A 25143-nucleotide genomic window follows, 5' to 3' on the forward strand; every position below is an offset into this window, starting at 1 on the left:
CTCGTCTAGGCTGGGGGGAATGCGTACATCACATATCAGTCCGGCCGTGGCGGTCGTCGTGCTGCTGGTCGCTCCGCTGCTGGCCGGCTGCGCGTCGGCAGGGCCGCCGGGCGCTGCACAGCCGTCGCCCTGGTCGTCGGTCCGAGCGACCGTCGGCGACGCCGTCCGCGCCGTGGCACCCGCCGGCGCCTGGACCGTCAGCGTCGCTGCGCCCGATCCTGCGCGGTGCGGTGCGCTCGAGGCCGAGTTCGACGACCAGCGGCAGATCCCGGAGTCCGCGGGCACGACGGTGGCGTGGAGCGGGAGCGTGCCGGCGGCCTCCGGCGAGGGTGACGGGCGCAGGATCCTGCGCGGCGACATCCGGCGGGAGTGGCAGGCGCACGGTCTCGTCACCCGCACCGACCCGCCCGACGGCCCGGGGTCGACCGGGAGGCTCGTCGCCACCCTGCCGAGGTCGCAGCAGCTCGTGCTGACGGCGTCGCGCGAGGGCGCGCGCTGGATCGTCGAGGCCCGCGTCGCCTGCTACACGGCCGGGCTGCCGTCGGCGGTGCCGGGCACGGCCGGGCTGCCCTCGGCGGCGCCGGGCGCGTTGGGGCTGCCGTCGCCGGGTCAGTAGCTGCCGAAGTAGCGCTCTCCGACGGGGATCTCGACGGCGACCGTGTTGCCCGGCTGAGCGAGCGGACAGGCCCACGCGGGGTCGTAGGCGCAGCTCGGGTTGTAGGCGAAGTTGAAGTCGAGGACGATCGTGCCCGGCTCCGATCCGGGGCCGAGGTCGGCGCCCTTCACCGTGTCGAGGAGGTACCGGCCGCCGCCGTAGGTGCCGCCGTGCTTCCCGGCGAGCGCGTCGCGGACCGGCACGAACAGGCCGCCGCCGTACGAGGCGAGGCGCCAGACGTCGAGGGTCCCGACGCCGGGCACGTCGACGAGCCCGACCCGGTCGAACGGCACGTCGCCGTCGGTGCCGGTCGGGACGATCATCCGGTGCTCCTCGGTGGGCTCGATCGCGACCTCGAAGCGCCAGGCGGCGTCGTACGGCCGGGTCGGGAGGCCGGTGAAGTCGGCGCGATCCTGCTCCATGACCGGGGTCGACGGGTGGTTCGCGAACAGGTCGTCGCGAGTGCGGCGCCACAGGTCGTGGGCTGCCTCGAGGTCGGTCGACTCGCGCACGGCGCGGTAGGTGTCGTGGATGGTGCGGCGCCACGACGCGATGTCGAGGGCGTACCGGGCGCTGTCAGAGCTGGTGGCGGTCACGGCCACACGCTACTCGGGGCGGCTGCGCTTGCGGTCCTCGGCGGAGTCGGCGGCCTCGAACCGCGCAGTCCGGCTCGCAACACGTGTTGTCACGCGCGTGTGCGGCCGGAATGGGTGTCGCGAGAGACCGCGCCCGGCGGGCTAGCGCTTCGTCCAGGTCGGTGCGAGCTGCCTCATCCGGAAGCCGCGCCACTGCCACATCAGCCAGAGGCCCGGCCAGAGGAACGGCGTGAAGACGCCGGCGTGGAACTCGAGGCGGTCGCGCAGCAGCGTGCCGCGAGGGAGGCCCGACGACAGCGGCGCCTTCGACACCGCCATCCGGTGCCGGATCCGCATGATCGAGAACGAGCCGTCGATGCCGCGGCCGGTGTCCTCCTGCACGACGGCGTCGCCGACCTCGTACCAGCGGAGGTCGACGTGGGTGCGTCCGAGCGGCAGGACCCCGAGGATTCGCGCGCTGACGCGACGAGCCGTGTCGTCCCACCGGCGAGGGAAGCCCCCCGGCTCCTCGGAGCGGTAGACGACGATCGGCCGGGTCACCGCCACCATGACCTCGGGGTTCGCGAGGGCGTCGCGGACCGTGTCGGGCGAGGCGGCGAGGGTGAGCTTCAGCTGCACGTGCATGGGGACAGTGTGCACCCGGACGGTCGCCTACCCTGGAGGAATGCCCGACCAACAGCGCTATCAGGTCCGACTCGACTGGGGCGAGGCGGGAGCGCGCAGGATCGGGCTCGACGCGCACGCCGTCGTCGTGGTCGACGAGCTCGACGGCCACGGAGCAGCCTCGGCCGCCCAGGTCGCCGCCGCCGTGGCGCAGGCGTGCGCCGAGTCCACGCTGGCCGACGGCGGGGCGCCGGAGGTGCTGTGCGCGACATCGGTCTCGGCCGGGGATGCAGCGGGCAGGATCCTGCGGCTCCAGAACGCGCTCGGCGACCGGTGCATCGTCGCGATCGTCGGTGCAGGATCGCTCGACGACGACGGCTTCCGCACGACGGTCGAGGACCACCTCGCGGCCGGCGCCGTCGTCGACGCGCTCGCCGAGCTCGGCATCGACTTCTCGAGCCCGGAGGCGGCTGTCGCCTGCGCCGCCTGGCGGGCGCTGCAGAAGGCGTCCGGGCACCTGCTCACGGCGTCCGCGTCGGCTGCGCGACTCGGAGGCGGGGTGCCCGACGCGTCGACGCAGCGTCGGGAGCACCCGACGAGGGCGAGCATCCTGCGGGAATGGAGCGCTCCGGCGTAGCGTTCGCCTCTCCAGATCAACCTGTGGAGGAATCATGAAGGCAGTCCTGTCCGACGGAACCGTGGTGGCCGAGGCCCCCGAGAGCGACCTGATCAAGATCGAGGGCAACTGGTACTTCCCGCCGGCGAGCGTCAACGACGCCCTCCTCGAGAAGACCGACACCCCGTACACCTGCCCGTGGAAGGGCGAGTGCCAGTACTTCTCGGTGAACGGCCTGCAGGATCGCGCCTGGAGCTACCCCACCCCCTACCCGACCGCGTTCGACCGCGTCGGCAAGGACTTCTCGAACTACGTGGCCTTCTGGAAAGAGGTGTCGGTCACCGAGTAGACCGGCTCTCCTCCCCACCCCCATCGACGACGGCGTCCTGTTCACAGTCCGTAATGCGGATTAGGCAGGGCGCCGTCCTAGCGAAATCATCGAGACATGCCAGAAACGCCCACCCCGTCCGTCGAGAACGCCGCCGCCACGCGCGACGCCTGGCGCGAAGCACGCCTCGCCCGGGTCACCGCCCCGCAGGGCGACCTAGCGCTCATCGAGACGCGCTGGCTGCCCGAGGGCACCGAGCTGAGCGACGCCGAGGCCCTCGCCGGCCAGCCGTCGACCGTGACGGTCACCCGCCTGACACGCAGCGACCTCGACACCGGCCGGCCCGAGCACGGCATCCGGCTGTGGGATTCCGCGTCGCCCGCGATCCAGCACTTCGAGACCATCTCGCTGTTCGACTTCGACCCCGCCTGGGTCATCGACGCCGAGTTCACCCCGGTCGCCGGCGACCGGACGATCCCCTTCGAGCACATCCGCGACAACGGCTCGTCCCGCGACCTCGTCGTGCCGGGCGACATCACGTTCAGCCGCGACGGCGTCGACTACCGCCTCAGCGCCTTCGACGACGGCGGCGTCCTGCTCCTCGTCTTCGGCGACCCCACGAACGGCTCCGACGACCCCGACCTCGCGACCTACGGGTCCGGCCGCTTCCTGTTCGTCGAGCGGCCCTCCCTCGCCGAAGACGCAGCTGCAGACGGCACCGGCACCGCCGCCGGGTTCACCGACGCGGGCCACGTCGTCCTCGACTTCAACAAGGCCTTCGTCCCGCCGTGCGGCTTCTCGGAGCAGTACAACTGCCCGCTGCCGCCCGCGCAGAACCGATTCCGCATCCCCGTCACCGCCGGCGAGCGCGACCTCGTGCTCAGCCCCGGCTTCAGCATCCACTGATCCAGGAGCACCACCCCGTGAAGAAGAAACTCGGTCTCGCCGTCGGCGTCGCCCTCACCGCAGCGCTGGCGCTCGCCGGCTGCTCGGGCGCGTCGGAGTCGGGCGGCAAGCCGTCCGCCGCGACCATCAACATCGGCTCGGTCTACGAGCCGCAGAACCTCGACAACACGGCCGGCGGCGGGCAGGGCGTCACCGAGGCCCTCAACGGCAACGTCTACGAGGGGCTCTTCCGGCTGACCGACGAGGGCAAGGTCGAGAACCTCCTCGCCTCGAAGTACACGAAGTCGTCCGACGGCCTCACGTACACGTTCACCCTCCGCCCGGGCGTGACGTTCCACTCCGGCGCGAAGCTCACGTCGGCCGACGTCAAGGACTCCATCGAGAAGGTCACCGCCGACGACTCGCAGTCGGCCCGAAAGTCGAGCCTCGCTCCCATCGAGAGCATCGACACGCCCGATGCGTCGACGGTCGTCGTGCACCTGTCGAGCCGCTCGATCTCGCTGCCCTACAACCTCAGCTACGTGTGGATCATCGACCACGCCGCGAAGAACCTCAAGACCACCGAGGACGGCACCGGTCCGTACGAGCTCGACACCTGGAAGCACGGCTCCTCGCTCAGCCTCACCCGCTACTCGAAGTACTGGGGCACCGCCGCGAAGAACGCCGGCGTCGTGTTCCACTACTACTCCGACGCGACCGCGCTGAACAACGCCCTCCTCACGAACGCCGTCGACGTCGTGACCAGCGAGCAGAGCCCCGACGCGCTCAGCCAGTTCACCGGCAACTCGTCCTACCGCGTCACCGACGGCAAGTCGACGACGAAGCTCCTGCTGGCCTTCAACGACAAGGTCGCCCCCTTCGACAAGGTCGAGGTGCGGAAGGCCGTCACCTCCGCCATCGACAACAAGAAGCTCCTGAAGTCGATCTGGGGCGACTACGGCACCCTGATCGGCTCGATGGTGCCGCCGACCGACCCCTGGTACGAGAACCTCACGAAGGTGAACCCGTACGACGTCTCGCTGGCGAAGAAGGAGCTCGCCCAGGCCGGATACGCGAAGGGCTTCACCTTCACGCTCGACACGCCGAACTACGACCCGCACCCCGCGGCCGCCCAGATCATCAAGAGCGACCTCGCGAAGGTCGGCATCACGGTGAAGATCAACATCATCACGCCCGACACCTGGTACTCGAAGGTCTACCAGGCGCACGACTTCCAGGCGACGATGCAGGAGCACGTCAACGACCGCGACGTGGTCTTCTACGGCAACCCCGACTTCTACTGGGGCTACGACAACCCGAAGGTGACCGGCTGGGTGAACGACGCCGAGAAGGCTCAGACGACCACCGAGCAGACCGACCTCCTCAAGAAGGTCAACACGCAGATAGCCGAAGACGCGGCGTCCGACTGGCTCTACCTCTACCCGCAGATCGTCGTCGCGTCGTCGAAGCTGTCCGGCTACCCGGTCAACGGGTTGAACTCGCAGTTCTACGCCTACGACATCGTGAAGAAGTAGGCCCGCCCGCTCTCGATGCTCTCCTACCTGCTGCGGCGCCTCGCGTTCCTCGTCATCACCCTGGTGCTGGCGTCGATCGTGCTGTTCGTCCTGCTCCGTCTGCTTCCCGGCGATCCTGCGAACGCCCTGCTGTCGGTCGGAGCGACGAAGGAGCAGATCCAGGCCGCGCGCGAGCACGTGGGTGAGAACCTGCCGCTCGTCGTGCAGTTCTTCCGCTGGTTCGGGCAGCTCGCCCGGCTCGACCTCGGGACCTCGTACATCTCCGGCCTCGCGGTCGGCCCCGAGATCGCCTCGCGACTCGTGGTCACGGTGCCGCTGACCCTGATGGCGTTCGTCCTCGCCGTGCTCATCGCGGTGCCGGTCGGCTTCATCGCAGCGCACCGGGCCGACCGCTGGTACGGCATCCTGCTCTCCGCCGTCTCGCAGCTCGGGATCGCGGTGCCGGTCTTCTGGATCGGCGTCCTGCTCGTGTCGTTCTTCGCGCTCACGCTCAAGGTCCTCCCCGCCGGCGGCTTCCCTCAAGACGACTGGTCCGACCCCGGCGCCGCCCTGCAGTCGCTGGCCCTGCCGGTCCTGACGGTCGCCCTCGTCATGGCCGCCTCGATCACCCGCTACGTGCGGAGCGCGGTCCTCGACGTCCTCGGGAGCGACTACCTGCGCTCGTCGAGAGCCCTCGGCGCCGGCTTCGCCGAGGCGATGTGGCGGCACGGCCTCCGGAACGCCTCCGTCCCGGTGATCTCGATCCTCGGCATCGAGCTCGCGACGACGTTCCTCGGAGCGGTGGTCGTCGAGAGCGTCTTCGCCCTGCCCGGGCTCGGCAGCATGCTCCTGACGTCGATCGCGCAGCACGACTACCCCGACATCCAGGGGATCCTGTTCGTCAGCACGTTCGCGGTCCTGATCGTCGGCTTCCTCGCCGACCTCGCACAGCGCCTCGTCGACCCGCGGCTCCGGGCCACGGTGAGCGGGAACCGGCGCGGCGCAGCGGGGGCCGTCGAGGCGGTGCGGCCGTGAGCGGCGATGCGGCGAGCACGCCCGTGCTCAGGGCTGACCGGCGGCCGAGGTCGGCCGGTCGGCGCTCGGCCACCCTCCTCGTGGGGGGAGTGCTGGTCGGGGTGATCCTGGTGACCGCGCTCGTCTCGTTCTTCTGGCTGCCGTACGCGCCGTCCGACATCTCCGGGGCACGCCTGGCGCGGCCCTCCGCGGCCCACTGGGCCGGCACCGACAAGCTCGGCCGCGACCTCCTCACGCAGCTCATGATCGGCGCGCGCATCGCGCTCGAGGTCGGCGCCGGCTCGGTCCTGCTCGGCGGCGTGATCGGCGTCGCCCTCGGCCTCGCCGCGGCGTTCGCCCAGCGGTGGCTCGACGACAGCCTCTCGGCCCTGCTCGACGTGCTGATCGCGTTCCCGACCCTGCTCGTCGCGATGCTCGTCGTGGCGGCCAGCGGGGCCTCGCTCGGGTCGGCGATCCTGGCGATCGGGCTGGCGATGAGCGCCGTCGTCGCCCGGCTCACCCGCATCCTCGCCAAGCGGGTGCTGTCCCTCGACTTCATCACCGCGGCCCGGGTCTCCGGCACGCGGTGGCCGGGCCTCGTCCTCCAGCACGTGCTGCCCAACATCTGGCCGACCGTCGTCGTCAACCTCGCGCTGCAGTTCGGACTGGCCGTTCTCGCGGAGGCCAGCCTCTCGTACCTCGGTCTCGGCAGTCCGCCGCCGAACGCGTCGTGGGGGAGCATCCTGCAGCAGGCGCAGGGCACCGTGCTCGTCGCCCCGATCGGAGCGGTCGCCCCCGGCATCCTGCTGGTCGTACTCGTCATCGGGGTCAACCTCGTGGCCGACGGTCTCCGCGACATCGGCGACCCGACGAGGAGGGGGCGCTCGTGAGCGTCGTGGCGGTGCGCGGGCTGAGCGTCCGGGCCGGCTCCGGACCCGAGGGGGCGACTCTCGTCGACGACCTGTCCTTCGAGATCGAGGCGGGCCGGCGCCTCGGACTCATCGGCGAGTCCGGCAGCGGCAAGTCGCTGACCGCGCTCGCGATCCTGGGCCTGCTGCCCTCGGGCCTCATGCCGTCCGGCTCGATCACCGTCTCCGGCACCGAGATGATCGGCTCGGCGGAGCGCGACCGGATCTCCGTCCGCGGCAGCGAGGCCGCCATCGTCTTCCAGGAGCCGCTGACCGCGCTCGACCCGCTCATGCGCGTCGGTCGGCAGGTGGCGGAGCCGGTCCGGCGCTTCGCCCGACGGCGATCGGAGCAGCTCGGGAAGGCGGAGGTGCAGGAGCGGGTGCTCGAGGCTCTGCGCGAGGTGCGGCTACCGGATCCTGCGCGGATCGCGAACGCGTTCCCGCACGAGATCTCGGGCGGCCAACGGCAGCGGGTCGCCATCGCCACCGCCCTCGCGGCGCAGCCGAGGCTCCTGATCGCCGACGAGCCGACGACCGCGCTCGACGTGAGCGTGCAGGCGGAGGTCCTCGACCTGCTCGACCGCCTCGTCGCCGACCGCGGCATGGCGCTTCTCTTCATCAGCCACGACCTCGCCGTCGTGTCGCGCGTCGCCGACGACGTCGTCGTGCTGCAGAACGGGCGGGTCGTCGACCGCGGATCCCTCCGCGAGCTCATCGCGGCGCAGGGTTCCGGCGGCGGATCGGTCACCTCCGACTACACGGCGCAGCTCATCGCGGGCGCCCGGGTGCTCGACGACGCCCTCGACGACCCGCGGAGGCTCTCGTGACGGCCCCGCTCCTCGAGGCGCGCGACCTCGGGTTCACGTACCGGCGCGATCCTGCGCTCGAGGGCGTCTCGTTCACGGTCGAGCGCGGGCAGAACCTCGGCATCGTCGGCGAGTCAGGCGCCGGCAAGACGACGCTGCTGCGACTGCTGCTCGGGCTCGCCCGGCCCACGTCCGGGACCCTCGCGACCGGCGGGATCCCGTTCGACGCGGCCGACCGCGCCGCCCTGCGGAGGCACCGGACGTTCGCGCAGGCGGTGTTCCAAGACCCGTACTCGTCGCTCGATCCGAGGCAGCGGGTCGGCAGGATCGTCTCGGAGCCGCTCCGATCCCTGCGGCTCGAGTCGTCGGCGGAGGGCGTGCGCACCCGCGTCGCTGAAGCTCTCGAGGCCGTCGGGCTGCCCGCCGACGCGGCCGAGCGCTACCCGCACGAGTTCTCCGGCGGGCAGCGGCAGCGGATCGCCATCGCTCGCGCCATCGTTCCGCGGCCCGAGCTCCTCGTGGCCGACGAGCCCGTCAGCGCCCTCGACCTCTCGACCCGGGTGCGGATCGTCGACCTGCTGTCGTCGCTCTCGGCCGGCGGGCTGACCGTCGTCGTCGTGTCGCACGACCTCGGGACGGTCGCCGCCCTCTGCGAGCGGACCCTCGTGCTCGAGCGCGGCCGCGTCGTGGAGCAGGGGCCGACCGCCGAGCTCCTCGCTGCGCCGGAGCACCCGTACACGCGGAAGCTGCTCGCCGCGGTGCCGCGGCTGCCGCGTCGGGGGTAGGTGCTGGGTGGTGCGGGCTTTGGGCTCGTGCTTGTTCTTGTTCTTGTTCTTATGCTTGTGTGCCTGGTTCTGGGGCTCTTGCGTACATATGGACGGAGATTCTCGCCCGATGCCTCTCCGATCCGCATGACGTGGGCGGAGATTCGAGGATCTCCGTCCATATGCACGTTCGTCGGGCGCGCGACTGTGCCGGGTGCGGGTTCTGGGCCCGGGGGTGAACATATGGACGGAGATTCTCGCCCGATGCCCCTCCGATCCGCGTGAAACGCGCGCGGATTCGAGAATCTCCGTCCATATGTACGCAGAACCCCGCGCGACGCAGGATCTCCGTCCATATGCACGGTAAAACCCCGCACGACGCAGGATCTCCGTCCATATGCACGGCACGCACACGCCAGCAGACGCAAGACCAGACGCACGTGCCGCCGGCAGACCCGCTCAGGCGCGCAGGATCAGGCGGAGCCCGACCCGCCGCCCGCTCCTGCGCCCGCCGCCCGAGCCCGGTGCGCCCGCACCTTCGCCCGGTTGCCGCACTTCTGCATCGAGCACCACCGGCGGGACGACGCGCGCGAGTCGTCGTGGAAGACGAGCCGGCAGTCGGGGGCCGCGCACCGCTTGATCCTGCGGTCGTCCTCGCCCAGGAACCCGACCGACGCGAAGAGCGCCACGGCGTCGCGGGCGATCGACGACATCGCCTGGCTCACGCGAAGGCGCCCGGCACCGGCCTGACGGCTGCCGCCCGCGAGCGACGGCGGGACGTCGGGGGTGGCGGCGAAGAGGTTCACGAGGTCGACGTCGCGGGCGTCGGGCGCGTGACCGTCGGCCGCGTTCTCGGCCAGGCGGGCGATCGCGTCGCGGAGGCCGCGCGCGTCGAGGAGCTCGCGGTCGGTCGGGGCCGAGCCGAGGCCGGGGTAGCGCTCCGCCAGCCAGTCGCCGAGGTCGGCGGGGCCCGCGAGGCCGTCCCAGCCGGAGCCGGGCAGTCCGCTGGCGGGGCCGAAGCTGTCGGTCGGGAATCCGCCGAGGTAGGCGAAGTCGAGCGAGGCGGAGCCCGCGTCGAAGAACCAGCGCACCCCGGAGTCGGAGCGGAACCAGTTGCCGTCAGCCATGTAACCACCCTAGCGGGGATGAGCACCGGCGGGTCCAGCGGTCAGGCGGCGGGACGCTTCGTCCACGCGATGAGGTTCGCGGCGTCGTAGCGTCGGGCACAGCGGCCGCAGGCGAGCGGCTTGGCCGGGGTCCGGTAGCGGTAGTGCTCGTGTCCGGCCGGGCAGCGGCCCACCCACGGCGCCAGCTCGGAGGCGATGGCCCCGTCGTGGAGCCGCCCGCCCTCGTAGCCGAGGTCGCCCGCGACCGCGCGCCAGCGTTGTCCGTGACCCGCCTTCGATCCTGCGATGGCGTGCGCGATCTCGTGGAGCAGCACCTGGTGGATCTCGTCGTCGTCGTACCGCCCCGCCAGGTGGCGCGAGACGGTGATGCGGTGCTTGGTGTAGTCGCAGAGCCCGGCGCGGGTCTTCGCGTTGTCGAAGGCGAAAGACCAGACAGCAGGATCGAGGTGCAGCCCGATCAGCGCGTCGGCCCACTGCCGGACACGGGCGAGATCGGCCACGCGCTACGAGCGGTCGGTCGGCGGCGTCTTCTGGTTCGACGCGTCGAACGCGCCCCAGATGCTCCGCGCCGCCTTGCGGGCGCGGCTGACCTCGGCGTCGAAGCCGGTTGCCTGAGGCTCGTCGTCCTCGTTGCGGTCTTCGTCGTCGTACTGGCGGCGCGAGGTGCCGGGTGCCGTGGCGTGCGGCACGGCGATGGCCTGCGTCTCGACGCCGATCGACGCGGCGTCGGGGACGGGCTCGTCGGTGGCTGCGGCGGGGTCGAGTCGGGCAGCCGCAGGATCGAGGCGGGCGGGTGCCTCGGGTGCCTGTTCGGGCGCGCCGAGGAACGCGGGCGAGCCCGTCGTGCGGAACAGCGGTGCCGGGTCGCCGTCGCCCTTGGCGGCATCGTCGCCGGTTGCCGCGTCGCCGGATCCGACGACGACAGCATCACCGCTGGGCTCTTCGCCGATGAACCCGGGAGCGTCGACGATCACGGGCGTGACCATCGGTTCGCGCGGGGCCTCGGCGACGTCGTCGTGACGCTGGCCGTCGTGCTGCGGCTCGACCAGCGGCACCGGGTCGGCGGACGGATCAGGAGCGGACCCCTGCAGGATCGCGCGCATCACGCCCTCGATCGCGACGCGCAGCCCGTTCGTGCGCTCGGCGGGGGCGCCGGCCTTCTCGTAAGCGGCCAGGGCGGCGGCGAGCGAGGTACGGGCCTCCTCGTAGCGCTTGAGGTCGAACAGGGTGTAGCCCTCGAGCTCGGCCGCTGCGGCCTCGAGCTCGTGCCACTCCTCGGTCGCTGCGCTGATGCGGCTCGTGTGCAGATCGTTGAGGGCCCGCTCGAGGCGGCCCTGCTCCTTGAAGACGTAGGCGCGCCGAACGCGGGCGGCCGTCGAGTCGGCCCGGTCGCCTGTGAAGTGGGCGAGGCGGAAGGCCTCCTCGGAGATCGCGAGCGCCTCGTCGAGACGGCCGAGGAGCCGCAGGAGGTCGGCCCGCTCACCCAGCGCGGCGGTGCTGCGGCTCGCGCCGAGCTCGCCCAGTCGGGCCTCGAGCGCCGCGACGTCGATCGCCGGTCGGAGGCTCACCGGGTCGAAGTGCGACGTCGCCGACCCGCCCGTCGGCACGATGGGTGCGGAGAGGCTTGCGGGCACAGGGTGGCTCGTCGGGCCGCCGTGCGCATCGTTGTCGGAGTGGTCGTGCTCGGTCATCGTCTACGAGGGTAGTCGCGCGGGGGCGATTCCGCCTCCGCGCCGCGCGATGCGGCCCCTCTCGCTGGGTTCGTCCTCCTGGTCGGAACTACGCTGGAGTGCATGTTGCACATGAATACCAGCCGATCGTCGACCCGCTCTTCGTCCCGCCCGTCGCTCCGCAGGGCTTGCTGATGGTGTCCCTCGTCACGGCGGCGGGCGTCGCGATCCTGCTGGCCGTCGTCACGACTCTCGCGGCCCGCGGTCGGCTGCCCAGGAACGCGTGGGCGGGGATCCGCACACGCCGTACGAAGGCGTCCGACGAGGCATGGGTGCGAGGCCACCGGGCCGCGGTCCCGGCCGTCGTGGCCACGGCCGCAATCGTCGTGCCCGCTGCTGTCGTGGTCGCGCTCGCCACCGAGGGCGATGCGCGGGACACGGCGGGCGTGATCCTGGTCGGTGTCGTCGTCGTCGGTGCTGTGATCGCATCGGTGCGTGCGCATCGAGGGGCCGGGGTCGGCTAGTGCGACTCCGGTCCGATTTTCTGACTCCGCTTCGAGCTCCGTCTGGTCAGCACGCTGGCTGTGGACGCCGCAGCCGTGAGGAGCAGCATCCAGCCGATGATGCCCGGCGAGGCGAACTGCACGCTGCCGAGGTCTGCCGCCGTCCCCGATTCCGCGCGCGCCAGCAGCAGGCCGGGGATCTCGACGACCCTCCCGGTGGTGATGGAGGTGAACGTCGCGATGAGTGCGCCGATGACGACGAGAAGGGCTGCGATGACAGCCCCTTGGAGGAGTGGCCAGAGGAAGCGGAGTCGAGCCATGTCGGAGAGTCCTGTCTGCAGGGTCACGTCGAGCGTGAAATCGGCTTCTCACGCTAGAAGGCAACGCTCCGACATGTCAAGTGAGATATGCAGAGAGGTCGTGTCGCAGTCGCCCCCACCCCCCAGGGCGCCCCTACCTCAGGCCGGGACAGCGACCCGACGCGGCACGAGCTCCGCGCGCAGCGGCCAGTCCTGCCCGTCGAAGATCAGCTGGGCCGCAGCACCCGTGCCCGAGTGGACGACGATGGGCGCCATCAGGTTGACGGTGGTGCCCGACTCGGCCGGGTTCGCCACGACGAGCACGAGGGCGTGGTCGGCGTGCGTGATGCCGAGCGGGGCGGCCTGCTCCTCGCTGATCTCGGGGCTGTAGTCGGGGAGGTGCAGGCCGGCGTCGACGACGAAGAGGCGGGTGGCCGGGTCTTCCGCGGCGTGCAGCGAGTACAGGCCGGCGGCACCGGAGATCTCGTCCAGGACGAAGTCGACGACCGGCTCGAGACCGAACGGCGGAGTGACGAAAGAGAGGGTTGCGCTCATCGGAGGAAGTCCATCAGGGTCGGCTGGATCACCTTGGCGGTGGTCGCGAGGGCGGATTGGTACGAGACTTGCTGGGTCTGGAGCTGGAGGATGACCTTCGCCAGGTCGAGGTCCTCGATGCCGGAGCGCTGGTTCTCGAGCGACACCGACGACGTCTTGAGCGTGTCCTGGGCGCGTTCGAGCTGCGACTGCCGGGTGCCGACGTCGCCCCAGGCTCCGCGGACGGCGGTCAGGCGCGCGTCGATGTCGTTCAGGTGCGCACCGACGTTCACGCCGGATCGCAGGTCGGAGACGATCGAGTCGACCATCTTGAACACCGACTGGGCTCCGGTGCCGAAGACCGCGGCCCCGTCGGTGTCGACCTTGACGGTGGTGCCGTCGGCGATCCTGCGCTGGACGCTGCTGCCGGCGGTGCCGGTGAACGCGGGCGGCGTGGTGGTGACGACGCCGGTGGCCGGGTCGGTGGTCGAGGTCTCCGGGGTGAAGGCGGCGCCGGCGTCGGAGGTGCCGGCGAAGATGGAGCGGCCGGCGTAGCTCGTGTTCGCGGCGGCGAGGAGGTCGCTCTTCAGGCCGACGAGCTCGGTGGCGATCGCCTCCTTGGAGGTCGGCGACATCGACCCGTCGTTGGCGCCCTGGACAGTGAGGTCTCGGATCTTGTTCAGGATGTTGACGGTGTTCGACATCGCGGAGTCCGTGGTCGACAGCCAGCCCACGCCGTCGTCGGCGTTCCGGGCGTACTGCGTGTTCTGCGCCTGCTCGGCGCGCACCTGCATCGACTGCCCGGTGGCGGTCGGGTCGTCGGAGGGGACGCTGATGGCCTTGAGCGACGACGCCTGTCCCTGCAGCTGGGCGAGGCGCGCGGCCCCGGCCTGCAGCTGCCGCGAGGCGGCCATGGCGGCGCTCTGGTTCGTGACGCGGCCGAGCATCAGGCGATCCCGACGTGGCCGACGTGGTTGATGAGGGTGTCGAGCATCTCGTCGACGGCCGTCATCACGCGGGCTGCGCCCTGGTAGGCGTGCTGGAACGTGAGCATGTTGACGTTCTCCTCGTCGAGGTCGACGCCCGCGGTCGACTGCTGCTGCGTCTTGGCCGAGGTGGCCGCCGTCGTCGCGCGGTCGGACGAGGCGATCTCGCTCTTGGCGAGGGCCCCGGTGGCGGTGACGAACGAGGCCCAAGCGCGGTCGGGGGCCGACGGGCCGGTGCCGAGGGTGGCGATCCGCGCGGCGGTCGAGCCGTCGAGGGCCCCGGATCCTGCGGCTCCGGTCTGGATCGCCGCGGCCGAGGTGGGGACGACCGACAGGCCGAGCGCGGGGGCACCGGTGGCGCTGACGGCGAAGAAGTCGGCGCCGGTGGTTCCGGACGGGGTCGTGCCGGTCGAGTAGACGGTGTTGACGGCCGTGGCGAGCTGCGTGGCCATCGCGTTGTAGCTCGCAGCGGCCTCGGCCAGGACGCCGCCGGAGCCGGTGCCGTCGGCCGGAGCGAGCACGGACAGCGCGCCGGCGATCCTCCCGCCGTCGAGGCCGACGGAGGCCCCGGGCCGGTGCGACCACTCGAGGGTGACGGGGGAGGAGGCGGAGCCGTCGATGGTGAGGGCGCCCGACACCTGGACGGTGCGCGACTGGGTGCCGGAGACGATGGCGTTGCCGCCGATCAGGACGTCGACGGTGCCGTCGGAGTTGGCGTGGACGGAGCCGCCCGCGAGCGAGGCGATCTTCTCGGTGAGGCCGTCGCGCTTGTCGATCAGCTCGTTCACGCTGCCGCCGGTGGTCAGTCCCTGCTGGATCTGCTTGTTGAGGTCGGCGACCTGCGACGCTGCGGAGTTGAGGTCGTCGGCCATCGACGCGACCTGCGTCCTGGCGGACGACCACTGGTCGGAGACGCCCTGGTAGCCGGTCTTGAGCGTGTCGGCGATGCCCTGCGCCTGCCCGATGAGGGTGGAGGCGGCGGAGGCCGTCCCGGGCGCGTTCGACATGTCGCTCCAGCCCGACCAGAACTTCGACAGCTGCGCCGAGAGTCCGTCGCTGCCGGGCTCGTTCAGAGCCGACTCGAGGGTCGACAGGACGCTGGAGCGCACCGAGCCGTAGCCGGCGCCGGACGCGGTCGACCGCACCTGCGCGTCGAGCTGAGCGTCTCCGATCCTGGCGTAGCCGTCGATGGAGACGCCCTGACCGATGGCGGTGCCGGTCGAAAAGATGCCGGGCTGGACGGCGTCGATGGAGGAGGTGGTGACCCGCTGCCGCGTGTACCCGTCGGTCGACGCGTTGGCGATGTTCTGCCCGACGACGTCGAGGCCGGCGCGGGCGGCCGAGAGGCCGCGGTAGGCGGTGTTGAGTCCGGAGAAGGTGCTCACGAGATCAGAGTCGTCCGTCGAAGAGGTGGCTCGAGGTGGTGGAGGTGCGGCCGGAGCCGGTGGCGTCGTACGTCGCAGGATCGGTGTTCACCGTGGCGAGCGTCTCCTGCGTCGACCGTGCCGCAGCGCGGAGGAACTGCTCGTTCTCGTCGCGCAGCTGCTTGATCTGACGGGTGAGCTCGGTCATGGCGCGCAGGTGCGACGTGAAGATGTCGGCCCACGGGCCGTCGGGGGCGTGGTCGACGAGCTCGCGGAGAGGCGTCTCGCCGTCGGTGCCCCACTCCTCGGCGACGACGGCGACCTCGACGGTGCGCTCGAGGCCGGCGGCCCGGAGGCGGTCGAGCACCTGCTCGACCTCGCGGGTCGCGTGCTCGATCCACCGGGACTTCCCGGCGGTGAGGAGGAGCTGCTCCTCCTCCAGCTTGAACGTGAGCAGCTCGAGGAGCTCCCTCTCACGCCAGAGCACGGCGGACAATTCGTTCACGCCCACGATCCCTCCAAGTCTCGGCTGCGGTCGGCCTCGGCCTCGCGCAGAGAGCTGTCGCGCTCTCGAGAACCACTATCGGCCGAGGCGCCTCCACCGTAAGCAGTTCGTCTCGGTGCCCGGTGTGCGCCGTGCGCTCGCCCCCGGAGCCACCCCCGCGCCACCCATTCGGGGGGTGGTTCACCCGTCGAGATACTCGACCCTCTGACAGCATCGAGGAATGCGTTTTCTCCCCCTCGTGACGGCCGTCGTGGCCGCCGCTGCCCTCACCCTCGGCTTCGGACAGGCGGCCCAGGCGGCTCCGATCGACGGCGCCATCACCGGCGTCCAGATCGTCGAACCCGCGCCTCACCAGAACGACCTGGTCACCACCGCGATCCAGTGGCGCGTCCCGAACGACACGGAGGCGGGCGACACGTTCACCCTGACGCTGAGCTCGCACCTCGACGACCTGCCGCTCGGCTTCGGTCTCGACGACCCGGCGACCGGTGCCCGTGTCGCGAACGCCGTCCTCTCGCAGACCTCTCCCGCCGTCATCACGTTCACGATGACCGACTACGCGTCGACGCACCGGAACACCAGCGGCACCGCCTTCGTGAAGTCGAGCTTCGACAACGTCACGACCCCCACCGGAGTCGCGACCCCCTTCACCTTCACGACCGGGAGCGGCGCCGTCTTCACGACTGTGGTCACGCCCGTCGGCGTCATCGGCGATCGCGCGACGGCCATCAAGTACGGCGTCTTCACCCGTGACGACCAGGGCCGCACGAACCCCGCCGGCTTCCTCGGGTACCACATCGGCACCCCTGTCGGCCCGTTCGACTCGGCCTCGGTCAGCGACACCAACGCGGGTCAGTCGTGGACGTTCGACTGCACCTCCCTCGAGTACTTCAGCGTCGTCACCGACGCCGACTACCGCTACATCTCGCAGACGCGCACCCGGCCCACCGCGGTGACCTGCACGCCGACGACCCTCGCCGTGACCTGGCCCGCGCAGCCGGCCCTCACCTACAGCGAGATCTACGTCACCGTGAGCCTGCCCCGCGCGACCGGCCTCGACGCCGCTCCCGTCGCCTTCAGCAACCAGGCCGCGATCACGACGACCACGAACTCCGTCGACAGCGCGTTCCTCGCTCCGGCCCGGAACATCCAGTCGTCCGCCGGCGGAATGGGCCAGGGCACTCCGATCCGCGCCGTTCCCGCGCCGACGCCCACCCCGACGACCCCGGCTCCGACCCCGACCGCTCCCGCCCCGACCGCAGCGCCGACGCCGGGCACTCCTGCTCCGGCAGGCGGAAGCGGCACTCCGGCGATCGTGCCGGCGGTCACCGCGGCCGGGTCCGAGCTGGCCTACACCGGGTCGAACGCTCTGCTGCCCCTCGGGACGGCCGGGATCCTGCTGCTCGCCGGTGCGGCTCTCGTGATCTCGGGCCGCCGCCGCTCCGCCTCCCGCGGCGAGTAGCGGCAGGGGCGCCAGCGGTTCCTCCCGCCCGGCCCCGACAGGGCAGGATGGAGGCATGTCGATTCCCCGCACCGCCGCCCGCCTGCTCCTCGGAGGCGCTCTCGCCTTCGCCGGCACCAGCCACCTGTCGTTCGCCCGGAAGGACTTCCAGGCGCAGGTCCCGACCTGGCTCACGAAGAACACGCCGCTGACCGAGGATCAGGTCGTGCTCGGCTCCGGCGTCGTCGAGATCGCTCTCGGCGTCGGCCTCCTGTCGGGCATCCGGAAGCGCAGCGTCGGCACGCTGGCGGCGCTGTTCTTCACCGCGATCTTCCCGGGCAACATCTCGCAGCTGGTGACGCGCACCTCGGCGTTCGGGCTCGACACCGATCGCAAGCGGGCCTTCCGGCTGGTGTTCCAGCCGGTGCTCGTCGCCGTGGCGCTCTGGTCGACCCGTCAGCCGGTCGCGTCCAAGTAGACGGCGCGGTCGGTCTCCTTCGAGGGCGGCACCGACTTCAGCGCCGCGAGGTGCTTGACGACCGTGCGCCGCGCCTCGAGCACCCGCGCGATCGCCGACCTCTGCTTGGCGTGCACCTCGCGGGCGCGGTCCTCGAGCTCCGGGGGCAGCGGGCCGAGATCGGGGTCCGGGCTCCAGGCGCTGGGCGCCCAGGTGCCGTCGCCGCTCGCTCCCGCGACGGCCTCCATCTGAGCGAGGGCCTCGAGCCAGGCGGCCCGGGTCTCCTCCGACCTAGCCAATTCCGAGGCTCCCGCCAGTGAAGGTGGGGGAGTCCATCGAGGCGGCGCCCGAGGCCGGCACCTGTGCCGCGGCCTCGTGCCAGGCCTGGCGGAGCGGTTCGAGCAGGTCGATGCTCTCGCGGGTCAGAGCCACGTCGCGGTGGACGTTCGCGTTGACCAGGGCGACCGACACGTAGTTGTAGAGGGCCTGCAGATCCTGCCCGCCGTCCCAGAGGTCGACCCGGAGCGACGAGTTCAGCTCCGCGACGATGGCCTGGGCGTGCAGCAGGTTCTCGGACGCGACCGGCCAGTTGCCGGTCGTCTGGGCGGCCTCGGCACGGCCGAGGTCGAGCAGCAGGCGGTCGTAGAGCATCGTCAGGAGGCGCACCGGCGTGGCCGAGAGCACCGCCTCACGCCCGTAGGCGTTGCGCGCCTGAGCGCTGGTCCCGTAGGTGAGAGTCATGATCAGGCCCCGGTGTAGACGGACGGCAGGCCGGCGAGAGCGCTCGAGAGCGACGACGACTGCGAGTTGAGAGTGGAGAGCTGGGTCTCGAGGGTGGCGTACTGCTTCTCGAGCGCCGCGCGGCGGTCGGTGAGGCGCAGCGACCACTCGTCGACCTGCTTGTTCAGGTCGGTGACGATGGACTGCTGGCCGTTGATGACGCCCGTGAGCTGGCCGGAGTACTTGTCGGACGCGGTCGTGGCGGCGTCCGAGACGCGGCCGGCCAGACCCGAGAGCATGGCCTGGGTCCCGGCAGGATCCGCGGCGAGTGCCGAGGCGAACTTGTCTGCGTCGAACTCGAAGTTGCCGTCCTTCGAGATGCTGATGCCGATCTCCGACGGCGAGCGGCCGTTGATCGGCATCGACGCGGCGCTGACGAGCTGGTCGTTGACGCCGCGCACGGTGCTGTCGCCCGTGAACGGGCCGCCGGAGACGACCTTGTTGCCGGACGAGTCGGTGCTGTTGACGACGGCGCTCTTCGTGGCGATGAGGGCCAGGACGCCGTTCAGCGCCGACACGAGACCCGAGGCCACGCTCGACGCGCCGGCGGTGTCCTGAGCGATGCTGATCGTCGTCGGGTCGGCCGAGGCCTTGCTCACCGTCACGTTCACGCCCGGCAGCAGGTCGCTGAAGGTGTTCGTGCTCGAGGTGATGGTCTGCTCGGCCGCGGTCCCGGCGTAGAGGGTGACCGACGCATCCTGCGCGGGCTTGATGACGGCGGCGCCGGATGCGGTCAGCATGTTGGTCGCCGTGCCCGCCGTGACGTCGGCGCTCGTGCCCGAGAACACCTGGAAGTCGCCCTTGGCGCCCGAGGTGGTCGAGCTGAACTGGATGCGGTACTGCGCGACGCCCTGAGCGTCGGTGCCGGAGGCGACCTTGAGGGCCTTGACGCCGGCGGTGGAGGAGTTGACCGCCGAGACGATCGCGTCGATGGACGAGGAGGCGGGCGTGATGTCGACCGACTTGCCCGTCGCGTCGACGATCGTGACCGACGGCATCGTCGAGGATCCTGCGGAGGGCCACGCCGTCATGGCGGCGCTGACGCCGACCTTCGACTGAGCGACCCGGCCGACGGTGATGTCGAAGGAGCCGGGCGAGGCCGACGCGGTGGCAGTCGCCGAGGCGTTGGTCGCGGAGCTCTGGGTCGAGAAGAGCTGGAGGGCCGTCGGCGACTTGGCCGAGGTGGCGAGCGTCGCGAGGGAGGCGATCTGGCCGTTCAGTCCCTGCAGCGCCGTGATGGTGGTCTGGGTGTCGGTGACCTTCGACTTCAGCAGCGTCTGCGGCTGCGCCTCGGCCGTCATCAGCGAGTTGATGAGGGAGGTGGTGTCGAGGCCGGAGACGAGACCGTCGATTCCGAGTCCTGAGGTGGATGCCATGCTCTGCGCCTCCTTCCGTGGTGGGGCGTCCGGGGCGGTGAGAGTGAACCGCGGGCGGGCGTCGAGGGGACCCGAACTTCCTCTCGGCGCCCGACCCGCGGGTGTCGTGCTGGTGGTGCTGGTGCTGCTGGTGGTGCTGTGCTGCTGGTGGTGCTGTCGTGCTGGTGGTGCTGTGCTGCTACTCCGTGTCAGACGGTCTGACGCTCACCGACTAGCGGAGGAGCGACAGGACGCCCTGGGTCGACTGGTTCGCCTGGGCGAGCATCGCCGTGCCGGCCTGCGACAGGATGTTGGCGCGGGTGTACTTGACCATCTCCTGAGCCATGTCGGTGTCGGTGATGCGCGACTGGGCGGCGGTCAGGTTCTCCTGCGCGACGTTGGTGACGTTGATCGCGTGGTTGAACCGGTTCTGGACCGCGCCGATGCCGGCACGAGCCGTCGAGACCGCGGTGATCTGCGCGTCGATGGCCGTGATGGCCGCCTGAGCGTGAGCAGCGGTGTCGAACTTGATGCCGACCGTCGACGGAGCAGCGGAACCGGTGCCGAGACCAGCGGCCGCAGGGGCCGTGGTGTCGACGGCGCCGCCGTCCTTGGCCGTGACGACGATGCCGGTGCCGGCGCCGTTGGCGTCCTTCTCGACCGTGACCGCGAACTTCGAGGAGAAGGACGCGTCGTTGGTCAGGGCGGTGGCGTACTCGTCGACGCTCTTGAAGGAGCCGCCCGTGCCGGTGCCCGAGAGGGTGCCGGTCGTGACCGACGTGGTGACGCCGCCCTTGACCGAGCTGAACGTCGCGGTGCCCGAGGTCACCGCGGTCGTGTCGACGGTGAAGCTCGTGCCGCCGGTGGCCGTGGTGCCGCTGGCCAGCGTCGTCGCGATGCTCTTCACGTTGGCGCCGGACAGGTCGACGGTGATCTGGCTGGCCGCGTCGCCGTTGGCACCGACCTGGAAGGCCAGCTTGCCGGAGCCGCCGCCGGCAGAGCCGTCGAGCAGGTTGATGCCGTTGAAGTTCGTCGAGCTCGAGATGCGGGTGAGCTCGTCGGTCAGCGACGAGACCTCGGTGGAGATGGCCTTGCGCGAGTCGTCGTTGTTCGAGTCGTTGCCGGCCTGGACAGCGAGGTCGCGCATGCGCTGGAGGATGGACTGCGTTTCGGTCAGGCCACCTTCAGCGGTCTGGACGACGGAGACGCCGTCCTGGGCGTTGCGGGCGGCGACCGTGAGGCCACCGACCTGCGACTTGAGCCCCTCGGAGATGGCGAGGCCTGCAGCGTCGTCAGCGGCACGGTTGATGCGGAGACCCGAGGACAGCTTCTCGAGCGAGGAGCTGAGCGAGTTCTGCGTGCTGTTGAGGTTGCGGTAGGTGTTGTTCGCCGCGAGGTTGGTGTTGATCTGGAAACCCATGATGGAACTCTCTTCCGTGAATTGTTGGGGGTGTTCTGCCGCCCGTCCGTGGGCTGACATCTTGAGCTATCGGCGGCTTGGTCGTCGCCGTTAGCGAGTGGGTGAAGTTTTTTTCGGGCCGATCAGGAGGCGACGACGGCGCGCTGGCCGGCGGCGCCCTCGCGGACGGCGATGCCGATGCCCATGACCGCGTTGCTGGCGACGCGGGACAGGTAGGCGGCGCGGCGGGCGGGAGCCGTCTTCGACTCGTAGGCGACCGGCGCGGTCGCGTCCTCGGCGTAGTGCGTGTTGAGGCCGTCGCGGAGGAGGCGGATGGCCTCGCTGCGCTGCTGCGACACGGCGGAGTGGGTGATCCCGAGCTCGTCGGCGATCTCCGAGACGCTCTTGTCGCCGAAGTAGACGTTCTCGACGATGTAGCGCATCTTCTCGGGCAGGGCGTCGACGGCGGCGCGGAGGTAGCGGGTGCGCTCCTGCTCGAGGGCGCTCTCGTCGGGCAGGATGATGTCGGCCGCGAGCTGGTCGGCGACCGTCTCGTCGATGGCCGAGATGGTGCGGGCGGCGTCGGTGAGGGCGTCGGTCGCGGTCTGGCGGTCGACACCGAGCGACGACGCGATCTCGTCGACGCTCGGGGTGCGGCCGAGGGCTGCGGTCAGGGTCTCCTGCGTGGCGAGGGTCTCCTTGATGCGCTTGCGGGCGGCGCGGCTGGCCCAGTCGCTCGAGCGCATGTCGTCGGCGAAGGAGCCCATGATGCGGGTCCGGGCGTAGGCCCCGAACGGCACGCCCTGGGTGGGGTCGAAGGCGTCGGCGGCCTGGACGAGTGCGAGGGCGCCGGCGGAGGCGAGGTCGTCGCGGCTGAGGTGCGTCGCACGGGCGCACACCTCCGAGACGAGGTAGCCCACGAGTGGGAGGTTCTGCACCACCATCGCGTTGCGCTCTGCTCTGTTCATCGTGCACCCCGGTCTGTTCGGAAATCGGCATGGCGAAGCACCTCGACGGCATGTCGCGTCGAAGCGATTCGGGTGGGAAGTGCGATTCCGAACTGCCCTCGGGGGCTTCGTCTCGCCTGCCGGAGTGATCTTCCGACACCCATAACGCTACTGATCCGAGCGGGGTCAGAACCAGGCCGAAAAGACCCCACTACGGGGGTTTCAGGCGTCGGCATTTAGGGGGACACGGCCTGATTTCACGCGGATTTCACCCCCGGACGGGGCCTTGTACGACCCCCTCCCCGATGCCGTTCTCCCGAGCGGGTTCCTGTGACGCGTGTGACTGGTGTGACGCCGCTCCTCCTCGATCCGGCCGACGGCGTCCAGGGCCGTGGCAGGATCGAGCGACCGGGTCGTCACCCGTCTCGTCACCTCCCGGAGGAGAGCACAGGGTGAAGCCGTCCCAGAGGGCCCAGGCCACCGAGCCGTTCCACGCGATGGCGTTCGCGCAGCTGGCCGCCGACCTCGAGGCCGACGGTCACGACGTCGTGAAGCTCAGCCTCGGCGAGCCCGACTTCGGAGCCCCTCCCGCCGTCCGGTCCGCCATGCGCGACGTGATGGACGGCCGGCCCCTCCCGTACACGCCCGCTCTCGGCAACCTCGACCTGCGTCGGGCGATCGCCGCCTTCTACCTCGACCGGCACGACGTCGAGGTCGATCCCCGGCGCATCGTGGTGACCTCCGGAGCGTCGGCCGCGCTGCTCCTGGTGCTCGCGGCGACCGTCGATCCGGGCGGCGAGGTGATCCTGGCCGACCCTTCCTACCCCTGCAACCGGCAGCTCATCGAGACCTTCGGGGGCAGGATCGCGACGGTGACGTCGACCCCGGAGTCCCGCTTCCAGCTCGACGCGGCCGGTGTCCGGGGTGCCCTGTCGGAACGGACCGACGCCGTGATGGTCGCCTCGCCCTCCAACCCGACCGGCACGTCGGTCCCGTTCGACGAGCTGCGCACCATCTGCGACCTCGCGCGGGAGCGCGACGTCTGGCGGATCGTCGACGAGATCTACCTCGACCTGAGCGACCACGACGACGACGACCGGCCGCCTCGCTCCGTGCTCTCCGTCGATCCTGACGCGATCGTGATCAACAGCTTCTCGAAGTACTTCGGCATGACGGGGTGGCGGCTCGGCTGGTGCGTGGTGCCCGAGTCGCTGCTCGGCGCCGTGGAGCGGCTGGCGACGAACTACTTCCTCTGCGCGTCGGCGCCGGCTCAGCAGGCCGCGCTCGCCTGCTTCACCCCCGAGTCGCTCGCTCTCACGGAGGAGCGCCGCCGCGAGCTGGTCGGCCGCCGGGCCCTCGTCCTCGACGGGCTGAGCAGGATCGGGCTGCCCGTCCCGGTGACACCCGACGGCGCCTTCTACGTCTACTTCGACGTCTCCGGCACCGGGCTCGGCTCGTGGGAGTTCTGCGAGCGCGCGCTGGCCGAGGTCCACGTCGCCCTTACGCCGGGCCGCGACTTCGGCGTCGACACCGCGGAGACGCACGTCCGGCTCTCGTACGCGGCGTCGCGGGAGGCGCTCGCGGAGGGGCTGCGGCGGCTCGGGGCGTTCGTCGCCGGGCTGCGCTGACGCGGGGGCGCGCCTGGCGCTGACGGGGAGGGGCGCTGACGCGGAGCCTCGCAGCGGACCCGTCGCGACAGGACCTCAGTCCGGAGTGGTGGTCCAGGCCTCGCCCTTGGGGACTCTGGCGATCCAGAGCGCTGCTGTCATCATGCCCGCTGCGCCCAGGACGAGCGCGGGTGTGGGCGATATCAGCGTGCCGAGAAGGCCCCCGAGCAGAGCACCCGGCAATTCTCCGCCCAGCGCCAACGTCCTCTCTGTCGAGGCGATCCGACCGACGAGATGCGCCGGACTCTGGAGTTGACGGACTGTATTGAACAGCACGAGGCAGACGACCATCGCGGCCGACCAAAGTCCCATCGCGGCCATCACCCCGATCACCTGCGTGGTGTGAGGCGCGGAGCGCTCCATCAGGAGCGCCCAGACGCAGAGACCGGGTAGGGAGAGCGCCACGAGATAGACCGCTCTCGATCGCTGGGCGACCGCAGTCGAGGACGCGATGAAGCCGCCTATGAGCCCTCCCGCTCCGCCGCTCACTCCGACGATCGCCAGATCGCCGGTCGTGAAGTGAAGGTCGTGGAGGCAGTAGATCACGAACACCGACTGGACCATGGCGCTGAAGAAGTTGAAGTGCAGGGACGAGATCACCAGAGGCCTGAGGGTGGCATGACGCCAGATGAAGCGACCGCCGGAGAGAAAGCGCCCCGCGCCAGCCTCGATGCCGCTTGCTGCGGTGTCGACCCCGCGACGGCCGATATCGCCGAACGGCTCCCGCTGCCTCATCGGCAGGACTATCGATACGAGCAAGAGTCCTGCTGCCAGCCCGAAGGCCGCAGCCGCCGCGCCCGACGCGGCGGCGAGTCCGAAGCTGAGGACGAGGAGTCCTCCGAGGCCCGGGCCGGAGACCTCCGAGGCGACTGTCGTGACGCGCAGCAGCGCATTGGTGCGATTCAGATCCCGGGGACGAGAGCTCGACAACTCGAGGACAGCGGTCGACACCCCCGCATCGTTGGCGAGGGACCCGACTCCGATGAGGACGCACGCGACGAAGAGGAACCAGAGTCCGTCCCAGTAGAGGAGACCGACGAGCAGGGTGACTGCTGCAACGGCCCGCACGACGTTGGCGAGGGCGACAGCCCGCGAGCCGCCCAGGCGGTCGATGACCAGTCCGGTCACCAGGCCGAACGCGATGGCGGCGACAGACTCCAGGCTGTTGAGGGCTCCGATCTGGAGAGCAGTGGCGTCGAAGACGGTGACGGCCACGAGCGGAACCACAAAGAGAGTGATCTGAAGGCCGACTGATCCGAAGGCCTCACTCACCCACAGCCGTGCCAGGCCGGCGGGTCGTCGAGCCTTCGAAGCTGCGGCCGGAGTCAGTGTCTCGGGTCTAGTCATGACGGGGTGGCTGCTCGGTGCCGAGCTCGAGTTCGTACTCGGACAGCCTGACCATTAGTTCCCACCCCCGAAT

General features: G+C 70.8%; 29 protein-coding genes. 13 read left to right on the top strand and 16 right to left on the bottom strand.

The window, feature by feature from the left end; genetic code table 11:
* The first annotated feature begins 19 nt into the window (after positions 1 to 19).
* On the top strand, positions 20 to 616 hold the full coding sequence (locus ABD733_RS09645; protein ID WP_344795429.1) for a hypothetical protein: 597 nt from the start codon (positions 20 to 22) through the stop codon (positions 614 to 616).
* On the opposite strand, the gene ABD733_RS09650 is transcribed toward ABD733_RS09645, so the two are convergent.
* Together ABD733_RS09650 and ABD733_RS09655 are read right to left on the bottom strand one after the other, a co-directional pair.
* The gene (locus ABD733_RS09650; RefSeq protein WP_344795431.1) at positions 610 to 1251 is read right to left on the bottom strand and encodes a DUF1684 domain-containing protein; all 642 of its coding nucleotides are present in this window, start codon (positions 1249 to 1251) and stop codon (positions 610 to 612) included. The genes ABD733_RS09645 and ABD733_RS09650 overlap by 7 nt on opposite strands.
* 141 nt (positions 1252 to 1392) lie before the next feature.
* The gene (locus tag ABD733_RS09655) at positions 1393 to 1875 is read right to left on the bottom strand and encodes a hypothetical protein (RefSeq protein ID WP_344795433.1); all 483 of its coding nucleotides are present in this window, start codon (positions 1873 to 1875) and stop codon (positions 1393 to 1395) included.
* Positions 1876 to 1915: 40 nt separating this feature from the next.
* On the opposite strand from ABD733_RS09655, the gene ABD733_RS09660 reads away from it, so the two are divergent.
* The 8 genes from ABD733_RS09660 (at position 1916) to ABD733_RS09695 (ending at position 8710) form a co-directional block, all read left to right on the top strand.
* Positions 1916 to 2491 (top strand): hypothetical protein, encoded by a 576-nt coding sequence (locus ABD733_RS09660; protein ID WP_344795435.1) that lies wholly within the window; start codon positions 1916 to 1918, stop codon positions 2489 to 2491.
* A gap of 34 nt (positions 2492 to 2525) precedes the next feature.
* On the top strand, positions 2526 to 2819 hold the full coding sequence (locus tag ABD733_RS09665) for a DUF427 domain-containing protein (RefSeq protein ID WP_344795437.1): 294 nt from the start codon (positions 2526 to 2528) through the stop codon (positions 2817 to 2819).
* Positions 2820 to 2915: 96 nt separating this feature from the next.
* Complete coding sequence (locus ABD733_RS09670; RefSeq protein WP_344795439.1) at positions 2916 to 3704, top strand: DUF1684 domain-containing protein; 789 nt, start codon at positions 2916 to 2918, stop codon at positions 3702 to 3704.
* Positions 3705 to 3721: 17 nt separating this feature from the next.
* Positions 3722 to 5218, top strand: coding sequence for an ABC transporter substrate-binding protein (locus ABD733_RS09675; RefSeq protein ID WP_344795441.1), 1497 nt, complete (start codon positions 3722 to 3724; stop codon positions 5216 to 5218).
* Between the two features lie 15 nt (positions 5219 to 5233).
* Complete coding sequence (locus ABD733_RS09680; RefSeq protein WP_344795443.1) at positions 5234 to 6232, top strand: ABC transporter permease; 999 nt, start codon at positions 5234 to 5236, stop codon at positions 6230 to 6232.
* Positions 6229 to 7101, top strand: a complete 873-nt coding sequence (locus tag ABD733_RS09685; RefSeq protein WP_344795445.1) for an ABC transporter permease — start codon at positions 6229 to 6231, stop codon at positions 7099 to 7101. The genes ABD733_RS09680 and ABD733_RS09685 overlap by 4 nt, the downstream gene beginning before the upstream one ends.
* On the top strand, positions 7098 to 7946 hold the full coding sequence (locus ABD733_RS09690; protein WP_344795447.1) for an ATP-binding cassette domain-containing protein: 849 nt from the start codon (positions 7098 to 7100) through the stop codon (positions 7944 to 7946). Before ABD733_RS09685 ends, ABD733_RS09690 begins: the two co-directional genes overlap by 4 nt.
* Positions 7943 to 8710 carry an ABC transporter ATP-binding protein gene (locus ABD733_RS09695; RefSeq protein ID WP_344795449.1) on the top strand — a complete coding sequence of 256 codons (768 nt, stop codon included), beginning with the start codon at positions 7943 to 7945 and terminating at the stop codon, positions 8708 to 8710. Before ABD733_RS09690 ends, ABD733_RS09695 begins: the two co-directional genes overlap by 4 nt.
* Positions 8711 to 9162: 452 nt before the next feature.
* On the opposite strand, the gene ABD733_RS09700 is transcribed toward ABD733_RS09695, so the two are convergent.
* The 3 genes from ABD733_RS09700 to ABD733_RS09710 are packed head-to-tail and all read right to left on the bottom strand — an operon-like array spanning position 9163 to position 11507.
* Positions 9163 to 9816: a CGNR zinc finger domain-containing protein gene (locus ABD733_RS09700; protein ID WP_344795451.1), complete on the bottom strand. Its 654-nt coding sequence runs from the start codon at positions 9814 to 9816 to the stop codon at positions 9163 to 9165.
* Positions 9817 to 9857: 41 nt separating this feature from the next.
* Positions 9858 to 10316, bottom strand: coding sequence for a SprT-like domain-containing protein (locus ABD733_RS09705; RefSeq protein ID WP_344795453.1), 459 nt, complete (start codon positions 10314 to 10316; stop codon positions 9858 to 9860).
* Between the two features lie 3 nt (positions 10317 to 10319).
* Complete coding sequence (locus ABD733_RS09710; RefSeq protein ID WP_344795454.1) at positions 10320 to 11507, bottom strand: hypothetical protein; 1188 nt, start codon at positions 11505 to 11507, stop codon at positions 10320 to 10322.
* Positions 11508 to 11605: 98 nt separating this feature from the next.
* Between ABD733_RS09710 and ABD733_RS09715 the strand changes: the two genes are divergently transcribed.
* Positions 11606 to 12010, top strand: coding sequence for an SdpI family protein (locus ABD733_RS09715; protein ID WP_344795456.1), 405 nt, complete (start codon positions 11606 to 11608; stop codon positions 12008 to 12010).
* On the opposite strand, the gene ABD733_RS09720 is transcribed toward ABD733_RS09715, so the two are convergent.
* The 5 genes from ABD733_RS09720 to ABD733_RS09740 all read right to left on the bottom strand — a co-directional run bounded on the left by ABD733_RS09720 (position 12007) and on the right by ABD733_RS09740 (position 15683).
* On the bottom strand, positions 12007 to 12336 hold the full coding sequence (locus ABD733_RS09720; RefSeq protein WP_344795458.1) for a hypothetical protein: 330 nt from the start codon (positions 12334 to 12336) through the stop codon (positions 12007 to 12009). The genes ABD733_RS09715 and ABD733_RS09720 overlap by 4 nt on opposite strands.
* Positions 12337 to 12447: 111 nt before the next feature.
* The gene (gene fliW, locus ABD733_RS09725; protein ID WP_344795460.1) at positions 12448 to 12843 is read right to left on the bottom strand and encodes a flagellar assembly protein FliW; all 396 of its coding nucleotides are present in this window, start codon (positions 12841 to 12843) and stop codon (positions 12448 to 12450) included.
* Entirely contained in the window at positions 12840 to 13769 is a 930-nt protein-coding gene (gene flgL / locus ABD733_RS09730; RefSeq protein WP_344795462.1) for a flagellar hook-associated protein FlgL, read from the bottom strand. Before flgL ends, fliW begins: the two co-directional genes overlap by 4 nt.
* Positions 13769 to 15193: a flagellar hook-associated protein FlgK gene (gene flgK, locus ABD733_RS09735; RefSeq protein WP_344795464.1), complete on the bottom strand. Its 1425-nt coding sequence runs from the start codon at positions 15191 to 15193 to the stop codon at positions 13769 to 13771. Before flgK ends, flgL begins: the two co-directional genes overlap by 1 nt.
* 4 nt (positions 15194 to 15197) lie before the next feature.
* Positions 15198 to 15683, bottom strand: a complete 486-nt coding sequence (locus ABD733_RS09740; protein ID WP_344795466.1) for a flagellar protein FlgN — start codon at positions 15681 to 15683, stop codon at positions 15198 to 15200.
* Positions 15684 to 15897: 214 nt separating this feature from the next.
* Between ABD733_RS09740 and ABD733_RS09745 the strand changes: the two genes are divergently transcribed.
* Together ABD733_RS09745 and ABD733_RS09750 are read left to right on the top strand one after the other, a co-directional pair.
* Positions 15898 to 17139, top strand: coding sequence for an Ig-like domain-containing protein (locus ABD733_RS09745; protein WP_344795468.1), 1242 nt, complete (start codon positions 15898 to 15900; stop codon positions 17137 to 17139).
* A gap of 55 nt (positions 17140 to 17194) precedes the next feature.
* On the top strand, positions 17195 to 17596 hold the full coding sequence (locus tag ABD733_RS09750; RefSeq protein ID WP_344795470.1) for a DoxX family protein: 402 nt from the start codon (positions 17195 to 17197) through the stop codon (positions 17594 to 17596).
* On the opposite strand, the gene ABD733_RS09755 is transcribed toward ABD733_RS09750, so the two are convergent.
* The 5 genes from ABD733_RS09755 to ABD733_RS09775 form a co-directional block, all read right to left on the bottom strand.
* Complete coding sequence (locus ABD733_RS09755; RefSeq protein ID WP_344795472.1) at positions 17575 to 17874, bottom strand: hypothetical protein; 300 nt, start codon at positions 17872 to 17874, stop codon at positions 17575 to 17577. The genes ABD733_RS09750 and ABD733_RS09755 overlap by 22 nt on opposite strands.
* On the bottom strand, positions 17867 to 18316 hold the full coding sequence (gene fliS / locus ABD733_RS09760) for a flagellar export chaperone FliS (protein WP_344795474.1): 450 nt from the start codon (positions 18314 to 18316) through the stop codon (positions 17867 to 17869). The genes ABD733_RS09755 and fliS overlap by 8 nt, the downstream gene beginning before the upstream one ends.
* Before the next feature lie 2 nt (positions 18317 to 18318).
* A complete protein-coding gene (fliD, locus tag ABD733_RS09765; RefSeq protein ID WP_344795476.1) occupies positions 18319 to 19731 on the bottom strand; it encodes a flagellar filament capping protein FliD in 1413 nt (470 codons plus the stop codon).
* Positions 19732 to 19942: 211 nt separating this feature from the next.
* Positions 19943 to 21130: a flagellin N-terminal helical domain-containing protein gene (locus tag ABD733_RS09770; protein ID WP_425552877.1), complete on the bottom strand. Its 1188-nt coding sequence runs from the start codon at positions 21128 to 21130 to the stop codon at positions 19943 to 19945.
* A 122-nt stretch (positions 21131 to 21252) separates the two neighbouring features.
* Positions 21253 to 22077 (bottom strand): sigma-70 family RNA polymerase sigma factor, encoded by an 825-nt coding sequence (locus tag ABD733_RS09775; protein ID WP_344795480.1) that lies wholly within the window; start codon positions 22075 to 22077, stop codon positions 21253 to 21255.
* A gap of 431 nt (positions 22078 to 22508) precedes the next feature.
* On the opposite strand from ABD733_RS09775, the gene ABD733_RS09780 reads away from it, so the two are divergent.
* Entirely contained in the window at positions 22509 to 23684 is a 1176-nt protein-coding gene (locus ABD733_RS09780) for an aminotransferase class I/II-fold pyridoxal phosphate-dependent enzyme (RefSeq protein WP_344795482.1), read from the top strand.
* A 75-nt stretch (positions 23685 to 23759) separates the two neighbouring features.
* Here ABD733_RS09780 and ABD733_RS09785 read toward each other — a convergent pair whose 3' ends face one another.
* On the bottom strand, positions 23760 to 25070 hold the full coding sequence (locus ABD733_RS09785) for an MFS transporter (protein ID WP_344795484.1): 1311 nt from the start codon (positions 25068 to 25070) through the stop codon (positions 23760 to 23762).
* Positions 25071 to 25143: the final 73 nt, after the last annotated feature.

The sequence above is a fragment of the Frondihabitans peucedani genome, assembly GCF_039537585.1.
Lineage (GTDB): Bacteria > Actinomycetota > Actinomycetes > Actinomycetales > Microbacteriaceae > Frondihabitans > Frondihabitans peucedani.

Bases quoted from the DNA above. Each gene is read 5' to 3' on its own strand.
- ABD733_RS09775 (WP_344795480.1), bottom strand. From the start codon at position 22,077: ATGAACAGAGCAGAGCGCAACGCGATGGTGGTGCAGAACCTCCCACTC.
- ABD733_RS09655 (WP_344795433.1), bottom strand. From the start codon at position 1,875: ATGCACGTGCAGCTGAAGCTCACCCTCGCCGCCTCGCCCGACACGGTC.
- fliW (WP_344795460.1), bottom strand. From the start codon at position 12,843: ATGAGCGCAACCCTCTCTTTCGTCACTCCGCCGTTCGGTCTCGAGCCG.
- fliS (WP_344795474.1), bottom strand. From the start codon at position 18,316: ATGACTCTCACCTACGGGACCAGCGCTCAGGCGCGCAACGCCTACGGG.
- fliD (WP_344795476.1), bottom strand. From the start codon at position 19,731: ATGGCATCCACCTCAGGACTCGGAATCGACGGTCTCGTCTCCGGCCTC.
- ABD733_RS09710 (WP_344795454.1), bottom strand. From the start codon at position 11,507: ATGACCGAGCACGACCACTCCGACAACGATGCGCACGGCGGCCCGACG.
- ABD733_RS09660 (WP_344795435.1), top strand. From the start codon at position 1,916: ATGCCCGACCAACAGCGCTATCAGGTCCGACTCGACTGGGGCGAGGCG.
- ABD733_RS09645 (WP_344795429.1), top strand. From the start codon at position 20: ATGCGTACATCACATATCAGTCCGGCCGTGGCGGTCGTCGTGCTGCTG.
- ABD733_RS09750 (WP_344795470.1), top strand. From the start codon at position 17,195: ATGTCGATTCCCCGCACCGCCGCCCGCCTGCTCCTCGGAGGCGCTCTC.
- ABD733_RS09665 (WP_344795437.1), top strand. From the start codon at position 2,526: ATGAAGGCAGTCCTGTCCGACGGAACCGTGGTGGCCGAGGCCCCCGAG.
- ABD733_RS09745 (WP_344795468.1), top strand. From the start codon at position 15,898: ATGCGTTTTCTCCCCCTCGTGACGGCCGTCGTGGCCGCCGCTGCCCTC.
- ABD733_RS09680 (WP_344795443.1), top strand. From the start codon at position 5,234: ATGCTCTCCTACCTGCTGCGGCGCCTCGCGTTCCTCGTCATCACCCTG.
- ABD733_RS09670 (WP_344795439.1), top strand. From the start codon at position 2,916: ATGCCAGAAACGCCCACCCCGTCCGTCGAGAACGCCGCCGCCACGCGC.
- ABD733_RS09785 (WP_344795484.1), bottom strand. From the start codon at position 25,070: ATGACTAGACCCGAGACACTGACTCCGGCCGCAGCTTCGAAGGCTCGA.
- ABD733_RS09770 (WP_425552877.1), bottom strand. From the start codon at position 21,130: ATGGGTTTCCAGATCAACACCAACCTCGCGGCGAACAACACCTACCGC.
- flgL (WP_344795462.1), bottom strand. From the start codon at position 13,769: ATGCTCGGCCGCGTCACGAACCAGAGCGCCGCCATGGCCGCCTCGCGG.
- ABD733_RS09700 (WP_344795451.1), bottom strand. From the start codon at position 9,816: ATGGCTGACGGCAACTGGTTCCGCTCCGACTCCGGGGTGCGCTGGTTC.